24 protein-coding genes and 1 riboswitch are annotated in these 21,868 nt (G+C 66.1%); of the genes, 14 read left to right on the top strand and 10 right to left on the bottom strand.

Annotated features, from left to right (window positions below):
• Positions 1-2: 2 nt before the first annotated feature.
• A complete protein-coding gene (locus tag J2X62_RS03430) occupies positions 3-1,121 on the bottom strand; it encodes a histidine kinase (RefSeq protein WP_310177546.1) in 1,119 nt (372 codons plus the stop codon).
• Positions 1,118-1,672, bottom strand: coding sequence for a CcdC protein domain-containing protein (locus J2X62_RS03435; protein WP_027495911.1), 555 nt, complete (start codon positions 1,670-1,672; stop codon positions 1,118-1,120). The genes J2X62_RS03430 and J2X62_RS03435 overlap by 4 nt, the downstream gene beginning before the upstream one ends.
• Before the next feature lie 167 nt (positions 1,673-1,839).
• Between J2X62_RS03435 and J2X62_RS03440 the strand changes: the two genes are divergently transcribed.
• From J2X62_RS03440 to J2X62_RS03460, 5 genes are read left to right on the top strand one after another with little or no spacing between them, the layout of a single operon-like run.
• A complete protein-coding gene (locus J2X62_RS03440) occupies positions 1,840-2,067 on the top strand; it encodes a hypothetical protein (RefSeq protein ID WP_027495910.1) in 228 nt (75 codons plus the stop codon).
• The gene (locus J2X62_RS03445) at positions 2,064-3,014 is read left to right on the top strand and encodes an ABC transporter ATP-binding protein (RefSeq protein ID WP_094694803.1); all 951 of its coding nucleotides are present in this window, start codon (positions 2,064-2,066) and stop codon (positions 3,012-3,014) included. Before J2X62_RS03440 ends, J2X62_RS03445 begins: the two co-directional genes overlap by 4 nt.
• The gene (locus J2X62_RS03450) at positions 3,011-3,784 is read left to right on the top strand and encodes an ABC transporter permease (protein ID WP_032399891.1); all 774 of its coding nucleotides are present in this window, start codon (positions 3,011-3,013) and stop codon (positions 3,782-3,784) included. The genes J2X62_RS03445 and J2X62_RS03450 overlap by 4 nt, the downstream gene beginning before the upstream one ends.
• Before the next feature lie 36 nt (positions 3,785-3,820).
• Positions 3,821-4,957, top strand: a complete 1,137-nt coding sequence (locus tag J2X62_RS03455; RefSeq protein WP_027495907.1) for a sensor histidine kinase — start codon at positions 3,821-3,823, stop codon at positions 4,955-4,957.
• Positions 4,954-5,559 carry a response regulator transcription factor gene (locus J2X62_RS03460; RefSeq protein ID WP_027495906.1) on the top strand — a complete coding sequence of 202 codons (606 nt, stop codon included), beginning with the start codon at positions 4,954-4,956 and terminating at the stop codon, positions 5,557-5,559. Before J2X62_RS03455 ends, J2X62_RS03460 begins: the two co-directional genes overlap by 4 nt.
• 5 nt (positions 5,560-5,564) lie before the next feature.
• Here the strand turns inward: J2X62_RS03460 and J2X62_RS03465 are convergent, their stop codons facing one another.
• The 3 genes from J2X62_RS03465 to J2X62_RS03475 are packed head-to-tail and all read right to left on the bottom strand — an operon-like array spanning position 5,565 to position 8,826.
• Positions 5,565-6,836, bottom strand: coding sequence for an MFS transporter (locus J2X62_RS03465; protein WP_037219106.1), 1,272 nt, complete (start codon positions 6,834-6,836; stop codon positions 5,565-5,567).
• Positions 6,837-6,893: 57 nt separating this feature from the next.
• On the bottom strand, positions 6,894-7,322 hold the full coding sequence (locus tag J2X62_RS03470) for a MarR family winged helix-turn-helix transcriptional regulator (RefSeq protein ID WP_027495905.1): 429 nt from the start codon (positions 7,320-7,322) through the stop codon (positions 6,894-6,896).
• A gap of 52 nt (positions 7,323-7,374) precedes the next feature.
• On the bottom strand, positions 7,375-8,826 hold the full coding sequence (locus tag J2X62_RS03475; RefSeq protein ID WP_027495904.1) for an NCS2 family permease: 1,452 nt from the start codon (positions 8,824-8,826) through the stop codon (positions 7,375-7,377).
• 59 nt (positions 8,827-8,885) lie between these two features.
• Between J2X62_RS03475 and J2X62_RS03480 the strand changes: the two genes are divergently transcribed.
• Together J2X62_RS03480 and J2X62_RS03485 are read left to right on the top strand one after the other, a co-directional pair.
• Positions 8,886-9,125 (top strand): DUF2530 domain-containing protein, encoded by a 240-nt coding sequence (locus J2X62_RS03480; RefSeq protein ID WP_027495903.1) that lies wholly within the window; start codon positions 8,886-8,888, stop codon positions 9,123-9,125.
• A gap of 141 nt (positions 9,126-9,266) precedes the next feature.
• Complete coding sequence (locus J2X62_RS03485; RefSeq protein WP_167327272.1) at positions 9,267-9,410, top strand: hypothetical protein; 144 nt, start codon at positions 9,267-9,269, stop codon at positions 9,408-9,410.
• Here J2X62_RS03485 and J2X62_RS03490 read toward each other — a convergent pair.
• Genes J2X62_RS03490 through J2X62_RS03500 form a run of 3 tightly spaced genes read right to left on the bottom strand, consistent with a single transcriptional unit; the run spans position 9,379 to position 13,794 of the window.
• On the bottom strand, positions 9,379-9,930 hold the full coding sequence (locus J2X62_RS03490) for a phosphatase PAP2 family protein (RefSeq protein WP_228139154.1): 552 nt from the start codon (positions 9,928-9,930) through the stop codon (positions 9,379-9,381). The genes J2X62_RS03485 and J2X62_RS03490 overlap by 32 nt on opposite strands.
• Positions 9,920-12,646 (bottom strand): sacsin N-terminal ATP-binding-like domain-containing protein, encoded by a 2,727-nt coding sequence (locus J2X62_RS03495; RefSeq protein ID WP_222073567.1) that lies wholly within the window; start codon positions 12,644-12,646, stop codon positions 9,920-9,922. The genes J2X62_RS03490 and J2X62_RS03495 overlap by 11 nt, the downstream gene beginning before the upstream one ends.
• Positions 12,643-13,794, bottom strand: coding sequence for a DUF3027 domain-containing protein (locus J2X62_RS03500; RefSeq protein ID WP_204846612.1), 1,152 nt, complete (start codon positions 13,792-13,794; stop codon positions 12,643-12,645). Before J2X62_RS03500 ends, J2X62_RS03495 begins: the two co-directional genes overlap by 4 nt.
• Before the next feature lie 41 nt (positions 13,795-13,835).
• On the opposite strand from J2X62_RS03500, the gene J2X62_RS03505 reads away from it, so the two are divergent.
• From J2X62_RS03505 to J2X62_RS03515, 3 genes are read left to right on the top strand one after another with little or no spacing between them, the layout of a single operon-like run.
• A complete protein-coding gene (locus tag J2X62_RS03505; protein ID WP_371831960.1) occupies positions 13,836-14,684 on the top strand; it encodes a glutaminyl-peptide cyclotransferase in 849 nt (282 codons plus the stop codon).
• Positions 14,685-14,688: 4 nt separating this feature from the next.
• On the top strand, positions 14,689-16,407 hold the full coding sequence (locus J2X62_RS03510; protein ID WP_179284673.1) for an MFS transporter: 1,719 nt from the start codon (positions 14,689-14,691) through the stop codon (positions 16,405-16,407).
• Positions 16,404-16,916: a DUF2771 family protein gene (locus J2X62_RS03515; RefSeq protein WP_204846614.1), complete on the top strand. Its 513-nt coding sequence runs from the start codon at positions 16,404-16,406 to the stop codon at positions 16,914-16,916. Before J2X62_RS03510 ends, J2X62_RS03515 begins: the two co-directional genes overlap by 4 nt.
• Positions 16,917-16,919: 3 nt before the next feature.
• Here the strand turns inward: J2X62_RS03515 and J2X62_RS03520 are convergent, their stop codons facing one another.
• Positions 16,920-17,336: a cold-shock protein gene (locus tag J2X62_RS03520; RefSeq protein WP_167327283.1), complete on the bottom strand. Its 417-nt coding sequence runs from the start codon at positions 17,334-17,336 to the stop codon at positions 16,920-16,922.
• 190 nt (positions 17,337-17,526) lie between these two features.
• Between J2X62_RS03520 and J2X62_RS03525 the strand changes: the two genes are divergently transcribed.
• From J2X62_RS03525 to J2X62_RS03535, 3 genes are all read left to right on the top strand, one after another.
• Positions 17,527-17,745, top strand: a complete 219-nt coding sequence (locus tag J2X62_RS03525; RefSeq protein ID WP_310177578.1) for a hypothetical protein — start codon at positions 17,527-17,529, stop codon at positions 17,743-17,745.
• Positions 17,746-17,748: 3 nt separating this feature from the next.
• Positions 17,749-18,123: a YccF domain-containing protein gene (locus tag J2X62_RS03530; protein ID WP_027495895.1), complete on the top strand. Its 375-nt coding sequence runs from the start codon at positions 17,749-17,751 to the stop codon at positions 18,121-18,123.
• Between the two features lie 269 nt (positions 18,124-18,392).
• A riboswitch (cyclic di-AMP (ydaO/yuaA leader) is annotated at positions 18,393-18,600 on the top strand.
• 8 nt (positions 18,601-18,608) lie between these two features.
• The gene (locus J2X62_RS03535) at positions 18,609-19,220 is read left to right on the top strand and encodes a transglycosylase family protein (RefSeq protein ID WP_027495894.1); all 612 of its coding nucleotides are present in this window, start codon (positions 18,609-18,611) and stop codon (positions 19,218-19,220) included.
• A gap of 77 nt (positions 19,221-19,297) precedes the next feature.
• Here the strand turns inward: J2X62_RS03535 and J2X62_RS03540 are convergent, their stop codons facing one another.
• Positions 19,298-19,486 carry a hypothetical protein gene (locus J2X62_RS03540; protein WP_008719333.1) on the bottom strand — a complete coding sequence of 63 codons (189 nt, stop codon included), beginning with the start codon at positions 19,484-19,486 and terminating at the stop codon, positions 19,298-19,300.
• 61 nt (positions 19,487-19,547) lie between these two features.
• Between J2X62_RS03540 and J2X62_RS03545 the strand changes: the two genes are divergently transcribed.
• Complete coding sequence (locus tag J2X62_RS03545) at positions 19,548-21,839, top strand: helicase-associated domain-containing protein (protein WP_032365879.1); 2,292 nt, start codon at positions 19,548-19,550, stop codon at positions 21,837-21,839.
• The last annotated feature ends 29 nt before the right edge of the window (positions 21,840-21,868 follow it).

Consider the following 21,868-nt stretch of genomic DNA (forward strand, 5'->3'; position numbering starts at 1 on the left):
CTTCAGTGTGGTTGCGGCACAGCAACTGTGGCACGGACCGTCCAACCCCGCCCGTCCGGACCCGCCGCGATCGACCCGCCGACCAGTGCGGCGCGCTCGCGCATGCCGACCAAACCCATTCCGGTACTGTCGACCGGTTTCGGCGGCGACGGAGCCGGGCCGTTGGTCACGGAGAGCTCCACCTGTTCTGCCGCGAAGCGAAGCACTACGTCGACTGCCGCTCCGGGAGCATGAGTACGGGCATTGGTCAGCGCCTCCTGCGCGCACCGAACAAGGAACTGCGACTGCGGCGTATCGAGATCGACAGCCTCGCCCTCGACCCGGAAGTTCCCGTCCGCGTCCACCAAAGCGGCCATCGTCGGCACCAGGGGCAGCACGTCCTGACGCAAAGTCTGCACGGCCCTGCGGGTTTCGGTGAGGCCCTCGCGAACCAGGCTCTGTGCCTTGCCCACCGCGGCTCTGGCCTCGTCGGCGCGACCGGCGTCGAGCAACGCGTCGGCGACTTCGAGCTGCATGTTGACCCCGGACAGCGAATGCGCGAGAACGTCGTGGATGTCGCGTGCGATACGGGCCCGCTCGGCCAGGGCATGCTCGCGCAATTCGGCGTCGGTGGCGCGCCGGGCATTGCGCAGTGCGTCCAGACGACTGCGTCGTGAATACCCGATCAGTACCGGCCACCCGGCGAAAAGACCGGCGGCCCATGGCCACCCGTCGACACCGTGGTGATCGGCGATCCACAGCGCGCACGCGCACGCCACGCTGAGCGACACCGCATACGGAAACGCAATCGACGGCTTGAACCGCCACCCGGCATGTCCGGCGAACAGGAACGGAAACGCTGCTGCGACCCCGGTTCCGCCCAGAGGAAGAATCGCGGCGGAGGCGACCAGTGCGATGCCGGCCCCGGCGAGCGAGAGCCGGAGACCGGTCGACCGTCGCGACACCGTCGAGGCCGCCAGTACGAGACTGTTGACGACGAGCAGCGTGAGCACGAGCGGATCGTGCAGATCCGACGTCGCGAACGCCGCCACGACGACGACGGCCGTGACATACGGCCGACTCGACAGCCGGAAGCTGTCGAGTGCGGGTAACCGTACGTCCGGCGTGGGTGCCGACGTCACCGAATCTTCGCCCGTCCTTCGCGAACCCGACTGTGCATGTCGGCCAGCGTAGGCGACAACGTGTGGTTGCCGGACTTGTCGGCTCGCCACACGATGGTGGCCTCGGAATGCATGGCTCGGTAGAGCACCACGACCGACTCGGCGAGGAATCCGACCCCCACGGCCAACATGGTGGCCTGCCCGGCGACCGACGCTGCTGCCGGATCCACGACATTCTCCACCGGCACGAGGAGGAGGCGCACCGCGATCGCGGCCACCCACAGGCCGACCGACGCCAACGAGTAACGCATCCATGCCGCTCCGTCCCGCTCGGCGATCCGGACGGTGTAGCCGCGGACCACCCCGAACACGGCTCCGACGACACAGCCGAGGAGCAAGAACCCGATCGCCGTGGCCGAGAGCGCCGTCGAATTCAGTGACGCCAGTCCGGCGACGGCGAGGATCGCCGGAAGCACCAGCATGCGCCGAGCTTCCATGAGCTGGCCGGTCATGCGCCGCACCAGCAGGTATCCGACCAGAAGGACTACGAGAGCAATCGTTGCAATGTTCATGGCAGCAACGCTACGAAGATCGCGGTGGGGGCACATCGACCCACGGGTGGAGATCGGGTGGAGACACGCGCGCATGACGTTTGTCATGGCTGGACCGTGACGCTGTCACCTCAGGTCATGATGCGCTGCACTGTTTTCGGGGCTCGACGCGCAGCAGGATCGTAGTCATGAAGCAACCAGACGAAGGAAATCTGTTCACCGATCTGATGGAGCTCGGGCCTGCTCCGACGATGGCGCGTGAGATCGTCGTCATCGTCATCAGCATCGCGATCATCGCCGTGTTGTTCGCGATTGTGGGGCCGTCCGTTCCGGCGTTCGTCGCACTGGGCGTCATCGTGGCCTTCATGGGTGTCCGGTTCGTCATCGGACTGCGCCACTGGGGGACGCAATCATGACCATCATCGACGTCGACGGGATGACGCGCCGGTACGGATCGGGCAAGAACGCCTACGAGGCCGTCCAGGCTCTCGATCTCCATGTCGCGGAGGGTGAGCTGTTCGGCCTACTGGGCACCAACGGTGCGGGCAAGACATCCACTCTCGAAGTGATTCAGGGCCTTTCGCGACCCAGCAAGGGCACGGTGCGGATCATGGGAATGGATCCGGTGGCCGATCGCCGCAAGGTCCGGCCTGCTCTGGGAATCATGCTGCAGAAGGGCGGACTGCCTCAGGATCTGACCACCGCCGAGAGTCTTCGGATGTGGGCCGGCACCTGCAGCCATCCGCTGCCGGTGGCGGAGGTGCTCGGTCGCGTGGACCTGGCCGACCGTGCCGATACGCGGGTCAAATTCCTGTCCGGCGGCGAGCAGCGCAGGCTGGACCTGGCATGCGCGATCATCAGCCGTCCACGCATCTTGTTCCTGGACGAGCCGACCACCGGTCTCGACCCCGAAAGTCGCCGCAACACATGGCGGTTGATCCAGGAACTGAAGAACTCCGGCGTCACGATCATGTTGACGACGCACTACCTCGACGAGGCCGAATCGCTGTGCGATCGACTCGCGATCATGCACCGCGGCAGAGTCGTTCGCAGTGGCACCGTGGACGAGGTGGTCGCCGACCATCCTGCGAAGATCGAACTGAAGGCCCCCGGAACGGCACTGCCGCCGCTGCCGGGCACATCCATGGACGTCTCGGGAGAGACGGTCTCGATCCAGACGTCCTCGGTTCAGGAGACGTTGACCGATCTGCTGCTGTGGGCTCGGAACAACGGGGTGACCCTGCACGGACTGGACGCCCGCGCGGCATCGCTCGAAACCGTGTTCCTCTCTATCGCAGACGAATTCGACAACTCCGACGTGAACGACCCAGCTACCGACAAGACCGAGGTGATGAGCGCATGAGCACGATGACCGCCCTGTCGCGAGCAGAATTCACACTGCTCGGACGCAACCGAGTACTACTGTTCAACGCGACCGTCATACCTCTCGTGCTACCGGTGGTCATGCTGATCATCAGCAGTCGGGGCGACGACGGATTGACCGACGTGGGCGTGGGAGCGGCACTCGAGTTCTTCGCGCTGTTCCTGCTGGTGTTCATGGTCTACTACAACATGCTCTCGATCTACGCCACACGTCGAGACGAGTTGGTACTCAAGCGACTTCGCACCGGCGAAAGCTCGGACATTCAGATTCTGCTGGGGCCGGCGGTCCCCTCGTTCGTCCTCACCGTCGTACTGGGCTTGATCGTCGGAGCTGTAGTGCTGGCCTTCGGTGGGCCCATTCCCACCAACGTCCTGCTCGTCGCTGTTGCCCTCCTCGGCGGCGCGGCACTGTTCGCCGCACTGGCGTTGATCACGTCTGCCTTCACCCGTAATGCGGAAGCAGCGCAGATCACCAGCCTGCCGGTCATTCTGATCGCCATGGCCGGCTCGGCCATGCTGCGCGACGTTCTCCCGGATTCACTGAGCCGAGTCGTCGAGCTGACTCCCATGGCCGCGGTGTCGGACCTGTTGAATCTGGGCTGGTTCGGTACCACCACCCCCGGCGACGCGTCGGTCGGGTTCGCCGCCACCTTCGGCGAGGCCGCCATGCCGGCGGCGGTGATGCTGGCCTGGATTCTCGGCAGCCTGCTGATCGCCCGCACCCACTTCCGCTGGGAACCGCGGTCCTGATCGCACTGTCGTCGCCCGTCTGCAAGGCTGGAGATCATGAAGCTGTACGAGTACCTCAATCCACTGCACGGCTGGAACGACAGCAGTGCAGTGGAGAAGGTACGCGTCTACACCCGCCAATCGTTCCTGCTGATCACCGTCGGTGTCGCCGTCGGCGCGATGCTGACGACGCTTCAGTACGACGACTATCGATCGACGGTGGCGGCAGCGGTGTGTGCCGCCGCCGCTTTCGTGGTCGTTCAGCGCACCCCGGCACTCGGCGGCGAGTCGACGGCCAACCCTCGAATCCCGTTGGCGATCACGGCCGTCGCCGCTGTGGTGCTGGTTGCCGGAGGGACGACGAGCAATGCACTCTGGGCCGCGGTACTCGTCACCACCGCGGTCGCGACCCTGATTCGATTGCGCTGGTCTCTCGCGGCAGCCGTGGCCGCCGCCGCGATTGCCGCGGCCGTGGGAACCCCGGCGCTGGAAACGGTAATACTCGGCGTCTTCATCGCTTTCATGGCCTTCACCGTGCAACTGTCGGCGTGGCTGCTGCGCATCGTGACCGAACTCGACGCCACCCGCGACGCAGCCGCAGCTCTCTCCGTCGCCGAGGAGCGCCTGAGGTTCTCGCGCGATCTGCACGACGTCGTCGGACGCGCGCTCTCGGCCATCGCGGTCAAGAGCGAACTTGCCGCAACGCTGGCCCGTCGGGGTGACGACCGCGCCGCGACGCAGATGGACGAGGTGCGCGCGTTGGCGCAGGAATCGATGACCGACGCCCGAAAGCTGGTGCGCGGCTATCGATCGGTGGATGTCGCAGGCGAACTCGACGGTGCCCGCTCGCTCCTGTCGGCGGCCGGGATATCCACCGAGCTCACCGGCGAGACCTCGGCACTGTCCGAGCGCGCGGCCGAGGCGGCCGCCTGGGTGGTTCGTGAAGGCGTGACGAACATACTGCGTCACTCCGCGGCCACCTATTGCCGAATCGAACTGACCGACAGCAGTATTCGACTGACCAACGACCACCCCGGTGCGCCGAACGGCCGCAACGACGGCACGGGTCTGAGCGGCCTGCGGGAACGCTTGGTCGCGGTCGGAGGGGAACTGCGCACGGAACAGACAACCGAGAAATTCACCCTCATCGCAGTGTTGCCCACATCGCCCCAGAACCCGAGGACCACACCATGATTCGAGTTCTACTGGCCGACGACGAGAACCTGATTCGATCGGCGCTGGCGACAATGCTGGATCTGGAGGACGACATCGAGATCGTCGGACAGGCCGATTCGGGCGAGAAGGCCCTGACGGTTGCCGCGGCCCTCGCACCCGACGTGGCAGTGCTGGACCTGCAGATGGGCGGGATCGACGGCATCGAGACGGCGCAGAAAATTGCCGAGACACTGCCCACCTGCGCGTCGATCATCGTCACCAGCCACGGTCGGCCGGGCTACCTGAAGAAGGCGCTCGAAGCCGGCGTGCGCGGGTTCCTCCCCAAGACCACCTCCGCCGCCACCCTGGCCGAGGTGGTGCGCACCGTGCACGGCGGCGGGCGCTACGTCGACCCGACGCTCGCCGCGGAAGCCATCGGGGCCGGGGACTCACCGCTCACACCGCGGGAAGCCGATGTGCTCGAGTTCGCCGCCGACGGCGCATCGATAGCGGAGATCGCACAGCGTGCGCATCTGTCGCCTGGGACCACCCGCAACTATCTGTCTGCGGCAGCGGCGAAACTCGGAGCGGCGAACCGGCACGAGGCCTGCGCACTGGCCCGACGCCACGGCTGGATCTGAACGCCTCACACCTTGGCGGTCGCGGCTACGGTATCGAGTGTGGGCAGCCGATGACCGTCGGCGGGCGGCACCACGGTGATCCGCAAGTTGTTGTGCCGCAGCAGATACACGGCAGCGAAGAGTCCCGTCGCCAATGAGATGACACCGCCGAACAGGAGCGGTGCGCGTGGGTCGAGGGCGTCGGCGAGCCAGCCGAGCACCGGGCTGCCCAGCGGAGTTCCGCCCAGGAAGCACAGCATGTAGATGCCCATCACGCGGCCGCGCATGTCGGACGGCACCGACATTTGCAGAATGTTCATCGCCGACGTCGTGAACGTCAGCGTCAATGCGCCGGTGGGCACCAACAGCACTGCCACGAGAACGTAATTGGGCATCAATCCCACGAGTAGCTCGAACAGACCGAACGCGATGACCGCACCGATGAAGAGCCGCAATCGAGGGGCGGTGGCGCGCCGGGCCGCCAGGGTCGCTCCCGCGAGCGTGCCGACCGCGAGGGTGGTCGACAGCAACCCGTATGCGTCGGCTCCGCTGCCGAACGTGTTGCGCGCCAGCACCGACAGACTCAGCGGAAAATTGAGACCGAACGTCGAGACCATGAACACCGTCGCCAGCAACACTCGTAGGTCTCCCCGCCCCCAGACGTAGCGAAAGCCCTCCCGTACCTGCCCTTTGGCGCGCGGTGCCGGTTCGACACGGAAGAGTTGACCGACGTTCATCGCCAAGAGGGCACCGAACACCGCGGCGAACGACACCGCGTTGATCAGGAACACCCAGCCGGTACCGACGAGGGTGATGAGCACTCCCGACACCGCAGGCCCGACGATCCGCGCCATGTTGAACGTCATCGAGTTCAACGCGATCGCGTTGGACAGAGTTTCCTTGCCCACCATCTCGATGGTGAACGATTGCCGCACCGGCGCGTCGATGGCAGACGAGCAGCCGAGGATGAAGGCGATGACATAGACGTGCCAGAGCTCGACCATGTTGCCGACATCGAGCACACCCAGCACCAGACCGCAGACTGCGGCGAACACCTGGGTGATCATGAGGAGTTTGCGCTTGTCGTACCGGTCTGCGAGTACTCCGCCCCACACCGACAGAAACAGCGTCGGCCCGAATTGCAGGGCCATGACGATGCCGACGGCAAAGCCGTTGCCGCCGGAGAGCGTCAGCACGAGCCAGTCCTGGGCCACCCGCTGCATCCACGTTCCGACCAGCGAGACGATCTGCCCCGACGCCCACAATCGGTAGTTGCGAGTCTTCAGAGCAGCGAACATCGTCGCGCCGGACGTACGTGAAACTGGAGCCACAGGTCAAATAATAAACCTAGGTAACTACTCGGAGTCGCTGACCAATGCGCTGATGATGCTCACTGCATCTCGCAGCGTCGCGAGCTGCTCGGGTCCGAGGCCTGCCAGCTGTGCGGTCATCCACGCCTCGCGAGCACTCGCCTCGTCCGCGATCAGTTCCTTGCCGGCCGCCGACAACGACACGATCACCTGACGGCCATCGGTGGGATGCGGCGTGCGCTCCACCAGACCCAGCTCGGCCAACGACGCGATCACCCGCGTCATCGACGGGGGTTGAACCCGCTCCCGAGCCGCCAACGCGCCAGGCGTCATGTCGCCCTCCCTACTCAGCGTGGCCAGAGCCGACAGCTGAGTGAGCGACACTTGCGAGTCCACTCGCCTACCTCGAAGGTGGCGAGTCAACCTCACCACCGCAAGCGACAGGTCGCTTGCCAATTCCCGATTGTCTTTCACACTGTTTCCCGACGTCACAGCGCAGAGAATACGCCCTGGTACCGACCCAGCATCAGGTAACCGCATCCGTGATGGGACCGACTGCGAAAAACGCTACGAACAGCAACGCGACGACCCATAACAGGGGATGTACCGTCTTCGCTCGGCCCGAACCGACGGCGAGCACGACCCAAGTGATGAAACCGACGCCTATACCGTTCGCGATGGAGTACGTGAACGGCATCACCAGGATGGTGAGGAAGGCCGGCAGCGCGTAATCGAAGCGCTTGAAGTCGATGTGGAGCACCTGACCGATCATCAGTGCACCCACCACCACCAGCGCTGGAGCAGCCGCCTCGATGGGGACGACCGCCGTGAGCGGGGTGAAGAACATTGCCAGCAGGAACAGCAGGCCGGTGACGACGTTGGCCAGTCCGGTGCGTGCGCCTTCCGCGATTCCCGAGGCCGACTCGACGAACACCGTGTTCGACGATGCGGACGCGCCGCCGCCCGCAATGGCTCCGGCACCTTCGACGACCAACGCCTTGCCGATGTTGGGCAGCGTGCCGTCCTTGTCGAGATTCGCTTCTTTACCCAGACCCGTCATCGTTCCCATCGCGTCGAAGAAGTTCGCGAGGACGAGCGTGAACACCAACAGACTCGCGGCCAGCACACCGATGCGGGTGAACGCACCGAACAGGTCGACGTTGCCCACCAGCGACAGGTCCGGCGACTGTACGAGAACGCTGGGCAGCTGCGGCACGGACAGGTTCCAGCCCTTGGGGTCGACGCCGTTCGACGGCCCCACGTCGGTGACCGCCTCGATGATGGCCGCCAACACCGTCGTGACCACGATGCCGATCAGCAGACCGCCGCGGACCTTGCGCACCACGAGCACACCCATCAGCAACAACCCGAACACGAAGATCACCGTCGGCCACGACGCGATGGACCCGTCGATGCCGAGGCCGACGGGAACCGTCGTGCCTGCGGCGTCGGGGATGCGGCGTACGAAGCCGGAATCGACCAGGCCGATGAACGCGATGAAGGCACCGATGCCTGCGGCGATCGCGGCCTTCAGTTCGGGCGGAATCGCGTTGAACACCGCCGTCCGGAAGCCGGTGACGGCCAACAGAACGATGATGATGCCGTCGATGACGACCAGGCCCATGGCCTCGGGCCAACTGACCTGAGGAGCGATGGTGACGGCCAGGAGAGTGTTGATGCCGAGGCCGGCCGCGATACCGAAGGGGTAGTTCGCGATGATGCCGAACGCGATGCTCATGAACCCGGCGACCAGTGCCGTCACGGCGGCAACCTGGGCGACGGGCAGGATGTTGCCGAGCACGTCGGTCTTGGCAGCTGCGTCGTCGGCGGAGAAGCTACCGAGGATCAGCGGGTTGAGCACGACGATGTAGGCCATCGCCACGAAAGTGACGACACCGCCGCGAACCTCGGAACCCACAGTCGAGCCGCGCTCGGTGATCTTGAAGTAGTTGTCGAGTAATCGCGACGACATAGGCATGAGTGAAAGATAAAGCACACCGCGAGGGTTGGCGAAATATGGTGGCGTAGCGTGAATTCGTGGCCGACGTCCCGCAGATCCCGCCCCGCCTCACCGATCCGGTGCCGGTGTTGACGATCGGCATCCTCGGTTGGATCGTTGCGCTGGTCGTGTTCACCGCCACCGGCGACCGCAGCGACGACGCGGTGGCGACGTGTTGGTCCGGCATCGCGGTCGGCGCTGTCGGGTTCGCTCTGTTCCTGGCGCAGAGGGCCGCGTCACGACGCGGCAGCAGAACCGCCCAACGCGGCCTCGATTGAGATCAGGATCACGTTAGCCCGATCACGAAAACCCTTCTGACGTGGGCAAACTAACCCCTCAGCCGGTTGAGTAACACAGAGTTAACGTGGAGCATAGGTTATGTCAGTTTCGATAACCTTTGATCCACGAAAGCACAGGCCATGAAGTTCGTCGCTCAGTACCGCAACCGCCGCAACCACGTCCGCTCGCTCCGCGCCCTTTACGCACGCGCCAACGCTGTCTCCAGCCCGGCCATGCGTGACGAGCTCCTCGTCATCGCGCAGCGCTCGGATTTCTCGCGCTGATCGCTTTTTCGGCGTAGATCCAACCCAGCCCCCACAGGGCACCGAACACCCAGCCGGCCAGCACGTCCGTCGTCCAGTGCGCACCCAGATAGATCCGAGAGAATCCGATCAGCAGGGCCGCGACCACAGGCAACGCCAGTAGCACCGGCCGATGCAGCCACGGAGTGGACGATCGCAGCATCACCGCGATCGCCACCGTGGCAAGCAACATCGACATCGTCGCGTGGCCGGACGGAAACGAATGGCTCGAAATCTCCACCAGGCGTTCAGGAATCGGTGGACGCTCCCGCGCGAACGCGAACTTCAGCGCATTCATCAGCCCCCACCCGGTGAGCATCGAACCCGCGACCATCCACGCGTCGACAGTCCTCTTGGACGTCAGCAACGCGCCCCACGCCCCCGCGGACAACACGAACATCATAAAGGTGTTCCCCACCGTGGTGATGATCCAGAACATCGTCGTGACCCAGCCGACTCGATGCTCGACCATCCACTCCAACACGGCATGGTCAGGCCCCACGAGGTCGCTCCCAACTTTCCACACAATGCACTGTTCCGTCCGGTGTCACCCACCACGGCACAGCGCGGTCACCGCTGACAGCTCCCGACAACCGCACCACCAGTTCGCGGTGCACCACCACCGAACCTGTCGGCAGCGGTAGCCCGAGCACCGCACAGGCCAGCACGGCCCCGGGCTCTCGATCCCACGAACTGACGCGTCCGACTCCGCGAACCTCGCCGGTGATGGCCTCCGACGCCCGCCTGATGTCGAGGACGTCGGCCAGCGCGGCTGCCGTGGTCATGTCCGAGAGCACCGCCACCTCCGGTGGCACGACCGGTGCCAGCCACGGCGCATCGACGACCAACCCGTCCGACGCATCGGCCACGGTGCCGCCGAGAGTGCGCACGCGATCCGGTGGATCGAGATCCGCCACGTCGATGCGTCGATCCAGGACGGCACTGGCGATCAGCGTGTGCGTGCGCGCGATCACCGCCGCCGTCGGATGTCGCTGCGGGTCCTCGAGTGCACGCAACAACACCCGCGCGCTCTCGACGCCCTCACACGTCGACGCGGCGAGCACCGCGTGCAGTTCGTCGGCGCGCGGATGATCCAACGGATCGAGCAGACCGGCGAACGTCTCGTCCGACGGCGCCCGGAACGTGGTCGGCGAGCGGTTGTCGATCAGCGCATGACGTCGCAGCCACCATGCCGTGTAGCCGTCCCGGTCGGTCATGGCTGCACGGGTACTCGGTTCGTCGAGCAGAATCGTCAGAGCTTCGGCCCAGGCATCCGACCGGACCAGGTCGAGATCACGAACCGCAACAAGGGTTTCCGGCTCCGTGGCCAGACTCGACCACCAGGCGGGCTCGTCGTCCAGGTCGTGATCCGGCCCCGTCGGACACTCGTCGCGCACCACCGAGAACCCCCAGCCGACGCCCACCGCGCGCAGGGCCCGCTCACCGAACCTGGCCACCGAGGCCGCCGACAGAACACCGAACGGCGAATCCCGAACCAACAGCCTCGCCAACGGTGCACCGGGCAGCAACAGTTCGTCCGCACTGCGCAATTCGCCCTCGTCGTCTTCGAGTGGCAGACTCCCGAGCCACCCCGGAAGCTCTCCCGCCTCCCCCGCCAGCGCCAGCACTGCCGACACCAGGCCATCCACCTCGTCGCCGTCCCAATCGAGATCGTCGAGGGCCGCTTCGAGGGCGGGATCCGACAACAGCTCGGCCGCAGTGGCCTCCCGCGCACCCAGCCGAATCAACAACGGACTCACCGCATCCGGATGCACCAGGCGTACCCACGTGACCTCGGCCGACGCGTCCGACCCGACGACGGTAGTCCGTGGACCGGTGACCGTACGACCGTCCGCAAGCGGAACCGGCAGCGCAGCAAGTTCTTCCGCTGCCAACCCGTCGACGACGAGCGGAGTCAACGCGTCGTACAGTCGCCGCCACCAGGCCGGCTCACGGGCCTGCCCGCCGAGCATCTCGGCCAACCGCGCCAACCCGATGCGGTGCACTCCCACCGCCGACAACGCCGACGCGTGCCGCGCGCCCGACAGGGCGGCGTCCACCAGATTCGGGACCACATCGAGCAACACCGCGGCGAGTTCCTCGGTGGCATCGGCAAGAACATGCGCACGTTCTGGTACGAGATCGGGTCCGTCGGCAGCGGGAAGCCATGGTGCGGTGGACAATCGGCGAAAGATCAGCTCACGTAGCTCACCGTCGATCGCACTGCGCGCGAACCCGACCTCGGGTACGAACGACACTCGCGCGGACGCAGGCAACGACGCCACGAAATCGGGATAACCGTGGGCCACCTCGGCGACAGAGACGCCGGGCAACACCCGTCGACGATCCGGCTGCATGGGTACATCGGCAACGACCAACGCGGGCAACGACAACAGCTCGTCCGACCGCGTCGGGGCCCGCAACACATCCGGCGCTGCGGGAACGGGTAGACCGTCGACCATCGGAACGATCCACCGCGCAGCCGAGGTGGTGTACTGCAGCCACGTTCGCGAACCGATGGCGATCTCGACGCGTGCATCGTCGAGTTCCGTTCTCACACAGTCGACGACGACACCGTCGATCTCGATGGAATCCAACGCTTGGAGCTCGAGCAACAAGTCGACGGCCTCGTCGAGGAACCCCCCGGCAAAGGATTCCGACTTCACATCGGGTCGCGGCGTCAACACGATCTCGGTATCGAACCCGGCAGCGGGCGGCGTGGAAGTAGGCCACACCAACCGGAGCACCGGCACACCCGACTCCGGCACAGTCATGTCCCGCTCGCGCAACGCGCTCAGAGTGCGCTCGGCGCTGAACGTCACCCCGCCACCGTGCGAGCGGACCTCGATCTCGTCGGACACCGATCGCACTGCGGTGAACCCGACCCCGAACTGCCCGACACCCGGATCGGCCGCAGCCTTCGCCGACGCCCGCAGCGCGGTGAGAGCATGCACACCCGACACCTCCAGCGCGGCACCGGTGTTGGCGACATGCAGCGCACCCGCCTCGTCGGTCCACACCGAGAGCCGACCCGGGACGCCGGCTCGCTGCGCAGCATCAGCCGCGTTCTGCGCCAACTCGGTCGACAAACGATCGCGGTATCCCCCGCGCACCAGATCTGCCTCGGATGCCGAATCTTCCCGCAGCCGCGTGGGCGAGGAACCCCAGGACGCGAGAATCGACTCGCGAAGCGACCCGGTACCGAAAGGATCGATCAGCTCGGCGATGCCGAATCCTCGTGCTGCACACCATCGTCGACACTGGAATCGGCGACGAGCTCGACATCGGAACCGACATGGGGCGTCTCGGCATCGACTGCGGGAGACGCGTCATCAGTCGACGAGGCGTCGCCAGTGGAAGGGGCTGCATGAATGGAAGGCGCTGCATCAGCTGCATCGTGTCCGGTCTCGACCACCTCTGGCTCTGCCGGTGCGGAGTCTGCCGACTCGGGTGCTGCCGATTCCGGTGCTGCCGCGTTGGGCTGGGGTGCCTCGGACTCCGCCACCGCTACCGTCTCGGCCGACGAGACGGTTGCTTCCGAATCATCTTCTGCAACAGCGTCGTTCGCGGTAGGCTCGTTCGCCTGTGCGGCACCGGTCGGCGACGGGGTGACGTCGAGTGCTGCGTCGTCGTACGGCTCGAACTGCGGCGAGCCCGCTCCGGTGGGCAGCTCGGTATCGGAGTGCGCGCCGCAACCGTATTCGACGTGCACCACATGACCGTCGGCGGCGAACTCGTTGCCGCACACTCCGAACGCTGCGGAGAGCGATCCCGCGAGGGGTAGGTAGAAACCGCAGAGTCCGCACGTGGACGGCGCGGCCTTGGCCATCTCGCTGTCCGGGCCGAAGTCGCCGTCGTGCCATCGTTCGGCGGCATCGAGCCGTCCCTCGAGGCTGGTGACCTGAGTGCGGCCGAGCCCGATCTCGCCGGCCACCTCGTCGATGGCGGGGTCACCGGACGCGACGTATCCCGGCACCAGCCGCGGGTCGTCTCGACGTGGAGAGAGCAGATCGCCCGGCCCGAGATCACCGGGTCGAATGCGCTCGTCCCAGGGCACCCAGGACGGTGCCACGAGAGCATCGGGACCGGGTAGCAGTACGAGTTCGCTGACGGTGGCGTGATCGGCGTCGTCGGGAGCAGCGACGACAACGGCCCACTGCCATCCGCGATAGCCGTCCAGATCGCTGGCGAAGCGGTGGGTGGCAGCACTGTCGTCCTCCACGGTCACGCCGAGGTACTCGCCGACACCGCCCTCTCCCAGCTCGAGCAGAGCCTGCCGCGCGAGGTCCACGGCATCGGCCAAGACGGGGCGGATGGATCCGAGCTCTGGAGAAGATACGACACTCACACATTCAGTTTGCCGCATCAACTCGGTGACGCCCAGTTCGGGCTGCCATCATGGATGCAATGACCGTCCGCGCTCGCACCTTCGCTGCACTCGTGACGTCCCTGTTGACCGTCACCGCCTGCTCGTCGACGTCGGGTCCAGGCGACTCGGCCCCCATCACGTCGGACTCGGTACCCACGCTGGGTGCCGAGGTTCTGCGTTTCTACGATCGCGCCGACGACGCCTTCACTCAGGGGTTCGAGATCGACGGTGATGTGCTCTACGAGGGCACCGGGCTGGAGGGCTCCTCCTTCGTCCGCCGCACGTCGCTCGAGAACATGACCGAGCTGGAGCGGGTCGATCTGCCGTCCGACCTGTTCGGCGAGGGCATCACCGTCGACGGCGACACCCTGTGGCAGATCACCTGGCAAGACGGAGTCGCCATTGCCCGCGACCGAGACACCCTGGCCGAACAGCGCCGAGTGGACTACGACGGCGAAGGATGGGGGCTGTGCACGCAGGGTGAAGGAACCCCGGACGACCGACTGGTCATGAGCGACGGCACGTCCACCCTGACCTTCCGTGACCCCACATCCTTCGACGCCGTGAACACCGTCGACGTCACACTCGACGGCAATCCGGTGGAACGGCTCAACGAACTCGAATGTGCCGAGGACGGCTCGATCTACGCCAACGTCTGGCAGACCTTCGACATCATGCGCATCGACCCCACCACCGGCCGCGTCACCGCCGTCGTCGACGGCAAGCCGATGTGGGATTCGATGTCGGCCACCGAGCGAAACGGAGCCGACGTCTTCAACGGCATCGCCCAGATCCCCGGGACCGACAGATTCCTCGTGACCGGCAAATTCTGGCCCAAGATCTTCGAGGTGCGATTCACCGATCCCGCGGCCGTAGGACAGAATTGATCACGTGACCGATCCGCGACTCCCCCACCCCACGCCAGGTGCGGAAAACTCGGGCGCTGGCAACGAAACCGGTCACTCCACTGCTGACGAACAGAGCTCGGAGCATCCCGGTTTCGTCAACTATCCACCGGCCGACCCCCGTGCTGTCCAATCCAGCGCCGGCGGCCACGTTCCGAGCCGCCGCCAACCGTTGCCGCCGCTGCACCCGGCGCGCACGCAGCAGATCACTGCGGCGCGCGGCCGAACCGGCGGGCGTAAGCCACCACCGATGCCCAAGAAGCTCACCGTCACCCGTGTCGCGGCGATGCGTGGGCGCGAGCTGACCGGCAAAGGAATCGCGTCGTTCCAGCGGGCTGCGAAAGCCGATGGGGCGGACAAGTCCGGGCTGACCGCGCTGACCTACGCGACGATGGCGAACTTCGCATCGGACGCTGCCCTGGCGATTGCACTGGCCAACACGCTGTTCTTCTCCGCGGCGACCGGTGAGGACAAGACAAAGGTTGCGCTGTACCTGGTCATCACCATCGCCCCGTTCGCGCTGATCGCGCCGCTGATCGGCCCGTTGCTCGATCGGTTGCAGCACGGCCGACGCATCGCGCTGGCCACCTCGTTCGGCCTGCGTACCGTGCTGGCGGTGGTGTTGGTGTTCAACTTCGACAGTTGGGTGCTCTATCCAGCGGCGCTGGGCATGCTCGTCCTGAGCAAATCGTTTGCGGTACTCAAGAGTGCGGTGACGCCGCGGGTACTGCCACCGGAGATCGACCTCGTCCGCGTCAACTCGAGGCTCACCGTCTTCGGACTGCTCGGGGGAACCATCGCCGCAGGGGCTGTCGCCGGCGGTATCGCCTTCGTCGCCGATTCGCCCGGCGCACTGTGGTTCGTCGCCGCGATCACCGTGCTCGGCGCATACCTGAGCATGCGCATCCCGTCCTGGGTGGAAGTGACCGAGGGCGAGGTTCCGGCCACCCTCGGCTATCACGCCGACCAGCATCACGGCAGCGATTACCCCGGCAGCGGTGCCCCGACCGAGAAGCTGAGGCGCACTCCGCCGCCTGCCACCGCCGCCAAGAACCGCAGGCAGCCACTGGGCCGTGCGGTGATCGTCGGACTCTGGGGCAACGGCACGATCAGAATTCTCACCGGCTTCCTCACGCTGTACATCGCGTTCGTCGCAAAATCCCGCACCGAACACGAGCCGCTGCAGCAGGCCGCGATGCTCGGACTGGTCGGAGCCGCCGCCGGTCTCGGCAACTTCGCCGGCAACGCACTCGGTGCCAGGATCAAGCTCGGCCGACCATCGGTGGTCGTCCTGCGGTGCACGGTCGCGGTGACGGTAGTCGCCGTCGTCGCAGCCGTCACGGACAGTTTGCTCACCGCCGCCGTGGCCGCCCTGGTCGCGTCGAGCGCGAGCGCACTGGCCAAGGTCTCGCTCGACGCATCTCTGCAGTCCGACCTGCCTCCGGAGTCCATTGCATCCGGATTCGGCCGCTCGGAAACCGTCATGCAGCTGTGCTGGGTTCTCGGCGGAACGCTCGGGGTGTTGCTTCCCACCGAGTACTGGCTCGGTTTCACGGTCGTGTCGGTGTTGCTTACGATCGGCCTGGTGCAGACCTTCCTGACGTACCGCGGTCGATCATTGCTACCCGGGTTCGGTGGCAACCGGCCCGACCATGTCGAACAAGAAGTATCCGACAGCTCCTACGGCGAAAACGTGACCAAGTGAACCTGGCTCCCCGCACCAAGAAGATCGCGTCGCTGATCGCCGCCGGCCTGTTCGTCGTCGCCGTCGCGTTCGTCGGTGTACTCGCCGTCCTGATCGGCAATGCTCCCGACAAGGAACCGGTCGTCACGGCGTACTCCAACGGCCGAGCCGTACAAGTCGAGCCGTACCTGTACTGCGCCGTGAGCGACCCGCTGTGCACCAACGTCGGCGAGACCGCCGAGATACAGGTGGGATCTGCCCCGACGGTGCAGTTGTCGATGCCCGAGGCCGTCTACTCCGCGCCGTGGGAACTGGCATTGGTCTACGGCGACGACACCGGGGCGGTCGTCGAGAGCAGCCAGTTCAACCAGCCGGGAACCCGGCTGAGCGTCACCGTCCCGACGACGGACGACGGCGGCCGAACGTTGCTCGGCATCGAGGTTCGGCTACCCACGGGAATCATCGACACCGACACCAATACCGAGAGCTTCGTCAGCCACGCGATCTGGTCCATCGGCACGCGTCCGTAACGATCAGCTGTCGAGCTCGCGAGCGACGGCGCGGACCACCTCGGAGATGCGCTGAGCGATCTTGCGGTCCGGGTACTTGCCCTTGCGGAGTTCCGGCTGCACCGTCGCTTCGAGCAGCGTGATCATGTCTTCGACCATGCCGTGCAGTTCGTCGGGTGTGTGCTTGCGCTCGACGGGCTCGCGGCGGGTGCTGCCGCTGTTCTGGCGAATCGACGGGGCAGGCTCGAGAACCTTCAGGCTCAGTGCCTGCGGGCCACGACGGCCCGCGGCCATGCCGAATTCGACGCGCTGGCCGGCTTTGAGGCCGTCGACGCCTTCGGGCAGCGCTGACGAACGCACATACACGTCCTCGCCTTCCTCCTGCGAGAGGAATCCGAATCCCTTGTCGACGTCGTACCACTTCACCTTGCCGGTCGGCACTGAGCTCACCCGTTCATCTGTTGCTGTCGCTGGTTTCGTATCCGCACGCCCGATGTCGGGACCCTGCGGTGTGCACAAGTTTCGCGCCCCACGAAAACGCAGGACGCGAATACGCCAGTCTAGCGCGCAGGCCCCGAATAGGGCATTCCGGTTTTTCGCACGACGCAACGCCGCGCACTACCGTGGTGGTGTGGACTCATCTACTCGCAAGCGAAGTACTGCACTGCTGCGCATCGCGCTGGTGCTGTTCGTGATCGGCCTCGTTGCCATCGTCGCGATCCTGTTCTTCCCGGTCTTCTCCGACGCCAAGCCGCCACTGGGCCTGTACCTGACGGCGATGTTCTCGGCACCCGCCGGATTCGTGCTCGCTCTGGTGTACGCGCTGCTCTCCGGCCGACGGGCGCGATAGATCATGCGACTGCTCCTGAACGTTATCTGGCTCGTGTTCGGTGGACTGTGGCTCGCACTCGGCTACTTCTTCGCTGGACTCCTGCTGTGCATCCTGATCGTGACCATTCCGTTCGGGATCGCGTCGTTCCGCATCGGCGTCTACGCCCTGTGGCCGTTCGGGTCGACGATCGTCGACAAGCCCGGCGCGGGTTCGGGTGCCCTCGTGGGCAACGTGCTGTGGCTCGTCCTCGCCGGGTGGTGGCTGGCGCTGACACACGTCGTCACGGCGATCGCGATGGCCATCACGATCATCGGTATTCCGCTCGCGATCGCGAACCTCAAGTTGATTCCGGTCTCGCTGATGCCGCTGGGAAAAGACATCGTTGCGGTTCGGTGACCTTTCGAGGCCCCTCGCGTGATGTGACTTCCGTCACATCACGCTTCGGTAACAGACCGGCAACAGCACGGGGTCGATCACCGAGAACAGCCACTAGCTGGGCCTATTCGAGCGACCGGAATCAGACCGTCGGGACGGTCGCGGACACACGAAAAAATCGACAGTTACCAAATAGTGACGTAACCCGGGAATTTCAGTACGGTCAGCAGCGGCCGGAAAGTTCGGCCGAATTCCGGCCCGCAGCGCCAAACCTCGTCCCGCGGGAACCGGAACAACCCTCGACGATCACCCAGGGGACGAGGACGGGGGACCCACGTCCTCCACGGACAACCGGGAACTTGTAGCGACTCACGAAGCCGCACCAGTTCCCTTGGGGTGAAGCCCAATTGCTCATCCGATATGGAAGAGCAAGAAGGCCGGGCTACCTCTCAGCCCGAACCCGACAGCTGACCTCGCAGGCGCGTGTGGAGAGGATTTCAACTCGTATGAGCGGACGTCATCGCAAGCCGAGCACCACTGGCAAGACCGTCGCAAAGGTCGCCGTCACCGGTGCCATCATGGGCACCGCAGGCATCGCCTTCACCGGTACCGCCAACGCGGCACCGGATTCCGACTGGGATCGCCTTGCACAGTGTGAAGCAGGCGGCAACTGGGGCATCAACACCGGCAACGGCTTCCAGGGCGGATTGCAGTTCTCCCCCAGCACCTGGAACGCACACGGTGGACAGCAGTACGCGGCAACGGCCAACCAGGCCAGCCGTGAAGAGCAGATCGCAGTCGCCGAGAAGGTCCTCGACTCGCAGGGCTGGGGCGCATGGCCCTCCTGCTCCTCGAGCCTCGGCCTGAGCAGCGCACCCACCGAGCGCAGCGTTCCGGCCACCCCCAAGGCACCGGAAGTTCCCGCCCTCCCCGACCTGACGTCGATCCCGTCGATCGATGCGTCGGCCGAGGTCGTCAACGGCATCGTCACCGCCGTCCAGAACATCACCAACGATCCCCAGATCGCGTCGTTCGTCCAGAACGCCGCTCAGGGCATCCAGCTCGATCCGCAGGTCGTCAGCTTCTACCAGGCGAACAAGGCGTTCCTGCCCCAGTAGCAAGAACCGCCGCTATACGAGAAAAGCCCCCGACATCGCGAAGATGTCGGGGGCTTTCTCGTGTTCGGGCGCCGTTGTCAGCGATTGACGACGGTCACCGGATGGGCGTAGGGCAGGTCTTCGACGGGCAGCGGGAACTCGGTGTCCTCACCGAAGGGCGACAAGCCACCCGATCGAGCGGACGAGAGTTCGGTCACCGCGTGGTCACCGCGAGCGGTTTCCGGCCAGCCTGGATCGACATAGGGCTTCTTCGACTTGTTCACCATGGGCCCATTTTGACACCTGCCCTGCGGCGAGCACCAGCCCAGGTCTCTAATCTGATAGACGATGACCGACACGACTGCGCCCCGACACACCGACATGCCTCCCGATCTGCCTCAGTGGATCGCAGCTCGCACCGACGCGGAGCTGATCAAGGCCATGTCGTTGCGTCCGGATCTGACTGCGCCGCCGCCCGCCTCGCTGGCAGTGCTGGCCGGCCGGGCCGAGCAACGCCGGTCGATCCTGCACACTGCGGACACCCTCGACACCCTGGCCCTGACCGTGCTCGAGATCCTGGCCATCGAGGAGGCCTACGAGCGTCCGGTCACCAGGGCCACGCTGCTGTCCGTCATCGCCAAGCGCGCCCCGGCCAAAGCCGTGGACAAAGCGCTGTCCCAACTGCGCGAACGCTTTCTCGTCTGGGGCGACGCCGCCGGGTTCCGGATCAGCGCAACCGCTGCGGACGCCGTGCCGTGGCGCATCGGCCGCGCACTCGACCCTGTGGACACCCTCACCGAAACCCACATCACCACAGCGCTGGCCGCACTCGAAGACGGCGAACGCAATCTTCTCGACACCCTGGCCAGGTCTTCGCCCACCGGCCGTACCCGAGACGCCGCACCGGGCACCCCACCCGATCGGCCCGTGCAGAAACTGCTCGCCGCAGGCCTGCTGATCTGGTTGGACGAGCAAACCGTCGAACTCCCCGTCCAGGTCGGTCAGATATTGCGCGGCGAGCCCATGACCGATCCCCGCTCACTCGCCGAACCGAAGCTGACGACCACTGCCCATGCGCTCGCCGACGTCGACGCTGCCGCGGCGGGCGAGGCACTCGAGCTCGGGCGGCACTGTGTGGCCATCATCGAGGCGCTGTCCGCGTCACCGGCTCCCGCCCTCAAGGCCGGCGGGCTCGGAGTGCGCGAGCTGCGCAAGATCACCAAGGCCACCGGACTCGACGACGACCGCGTGAGCATCCTCGTCGAACTGCTCGCCGCCGCCCATCTGATCTCCAGCGGAACCCCGGACCCCGTCCCCTCCGCCGACACCGGCGACGACTACTGGGCACCGACGCCCGCCGTCGACGCGTGGCTCGCCGCGGCCCCGGCCGCCCGGTGGCACACCCTCGCCTCCGCCTGGCTCGAGACGCCGCGAGCCCCGTGGGTGATCGGCATGCGTGACCCCAACGACAAGCCCATCGCCGCGTTGTCGGACGAAGTCCGCTCGCCTGCCGCGCCCCGCGACCGTCGCATGATCCTGGAGCTGCTGGCCGAGCTCGGCAGTGGACACGCCGCGACGCCCACCGACCTCACCCGCACACTGACGTGGCGTCGACCCCGGTGGTCCGGACGGTTCGGCGTGACACCCGTCGGGCACGTGATCGCCGAGGCGACCGCGTTGGGAGTGGTCGCGCGCGGCGCGATGTCGACGCCGGGACGCTCGCTGCTGCACGACGGTAATGCCGAGGCCGACATGCGCGCGGCACTCCCCGAGCCGATCGACTACGTGTTGGTGCAGGCCGACCTGACGCTGGTGGCACCGGGACCGCTCGAACCGGATCTGCAGGATCGGATCGCGCTCGTCGCCGACGTGGAGTCGGCAGGTGCCGCGACGATGTATCGCATCAGCGACACGAGCCTGCGCCGGGCCCTCGACGTGGGCCTGACGGCCTCGGAGTTGCATTCGTTGTTCGCGACCCATTCCCGCACTCCGGTTCCGCAGGCCCTGACGTATCTGATCGACGACGTGGCCAGGCGTCACGGCCGACTACGCGCCGGTGTGGCCGCGTCGTTCGTCCGGTGCGAGGATCCGGCGTTGCTCGCCGAGGTGATGGCCTCTCCGGCCGCCGAGTCGCTCGCCCTGCGCGCCCTCGCCCCGACCGTCGCCATCTCCCAGGCACCGCTGGCCGAGGTGCTGTCGGTACTCGCCGGAGCCGGATTCGCGCCCGCGGGTGAAGACTCGTCCGGCACCATCGTCGATCTTCGAGCCCGCGGCTCCCGGGTATCGGCGCGGCGGCCGCGCCAGACCTTCCGTACCCCGGCCGTTCCCACCGACGAGCAGCTCGGGTCGTTGGTACGTGGCATGCGAGCCGCCGACCGCGCTGCGGGCAACGGCGGTGCGGTGGTGCGCGCCGACGGATCTCGCGCGAGCAGCACCGCGACGATGACGCTGCTGCAGACAGCAGCGAAGGTCAAGCGCAGCGTCAGCATCGGGTACGTCGACGCGCAGGGCGTCGCGACCCACCGCATCGTCGATCCGATCAGCATCGGCGGCGGTCAACTCGACGCATTCGACCCCGCCACCGGGGGCGTGCGGCGGTTCACTCTGCACCGCATCACCTCCGTCGCCTTGGTGGACTGAGTCACTGCTCACGTGCACGCGGGCCCCTA

The sequence above is a fragment of the Rhodococcus sp. 3258 genome, assembly GCF_031456475.1.
Classification (GTDB): Bacteria; Actinomycetota; Actinomycetes; order Mycobacteriales; family Mycobacteriaceae; genus Rhodococcoides; species Rhodococcoides fascians.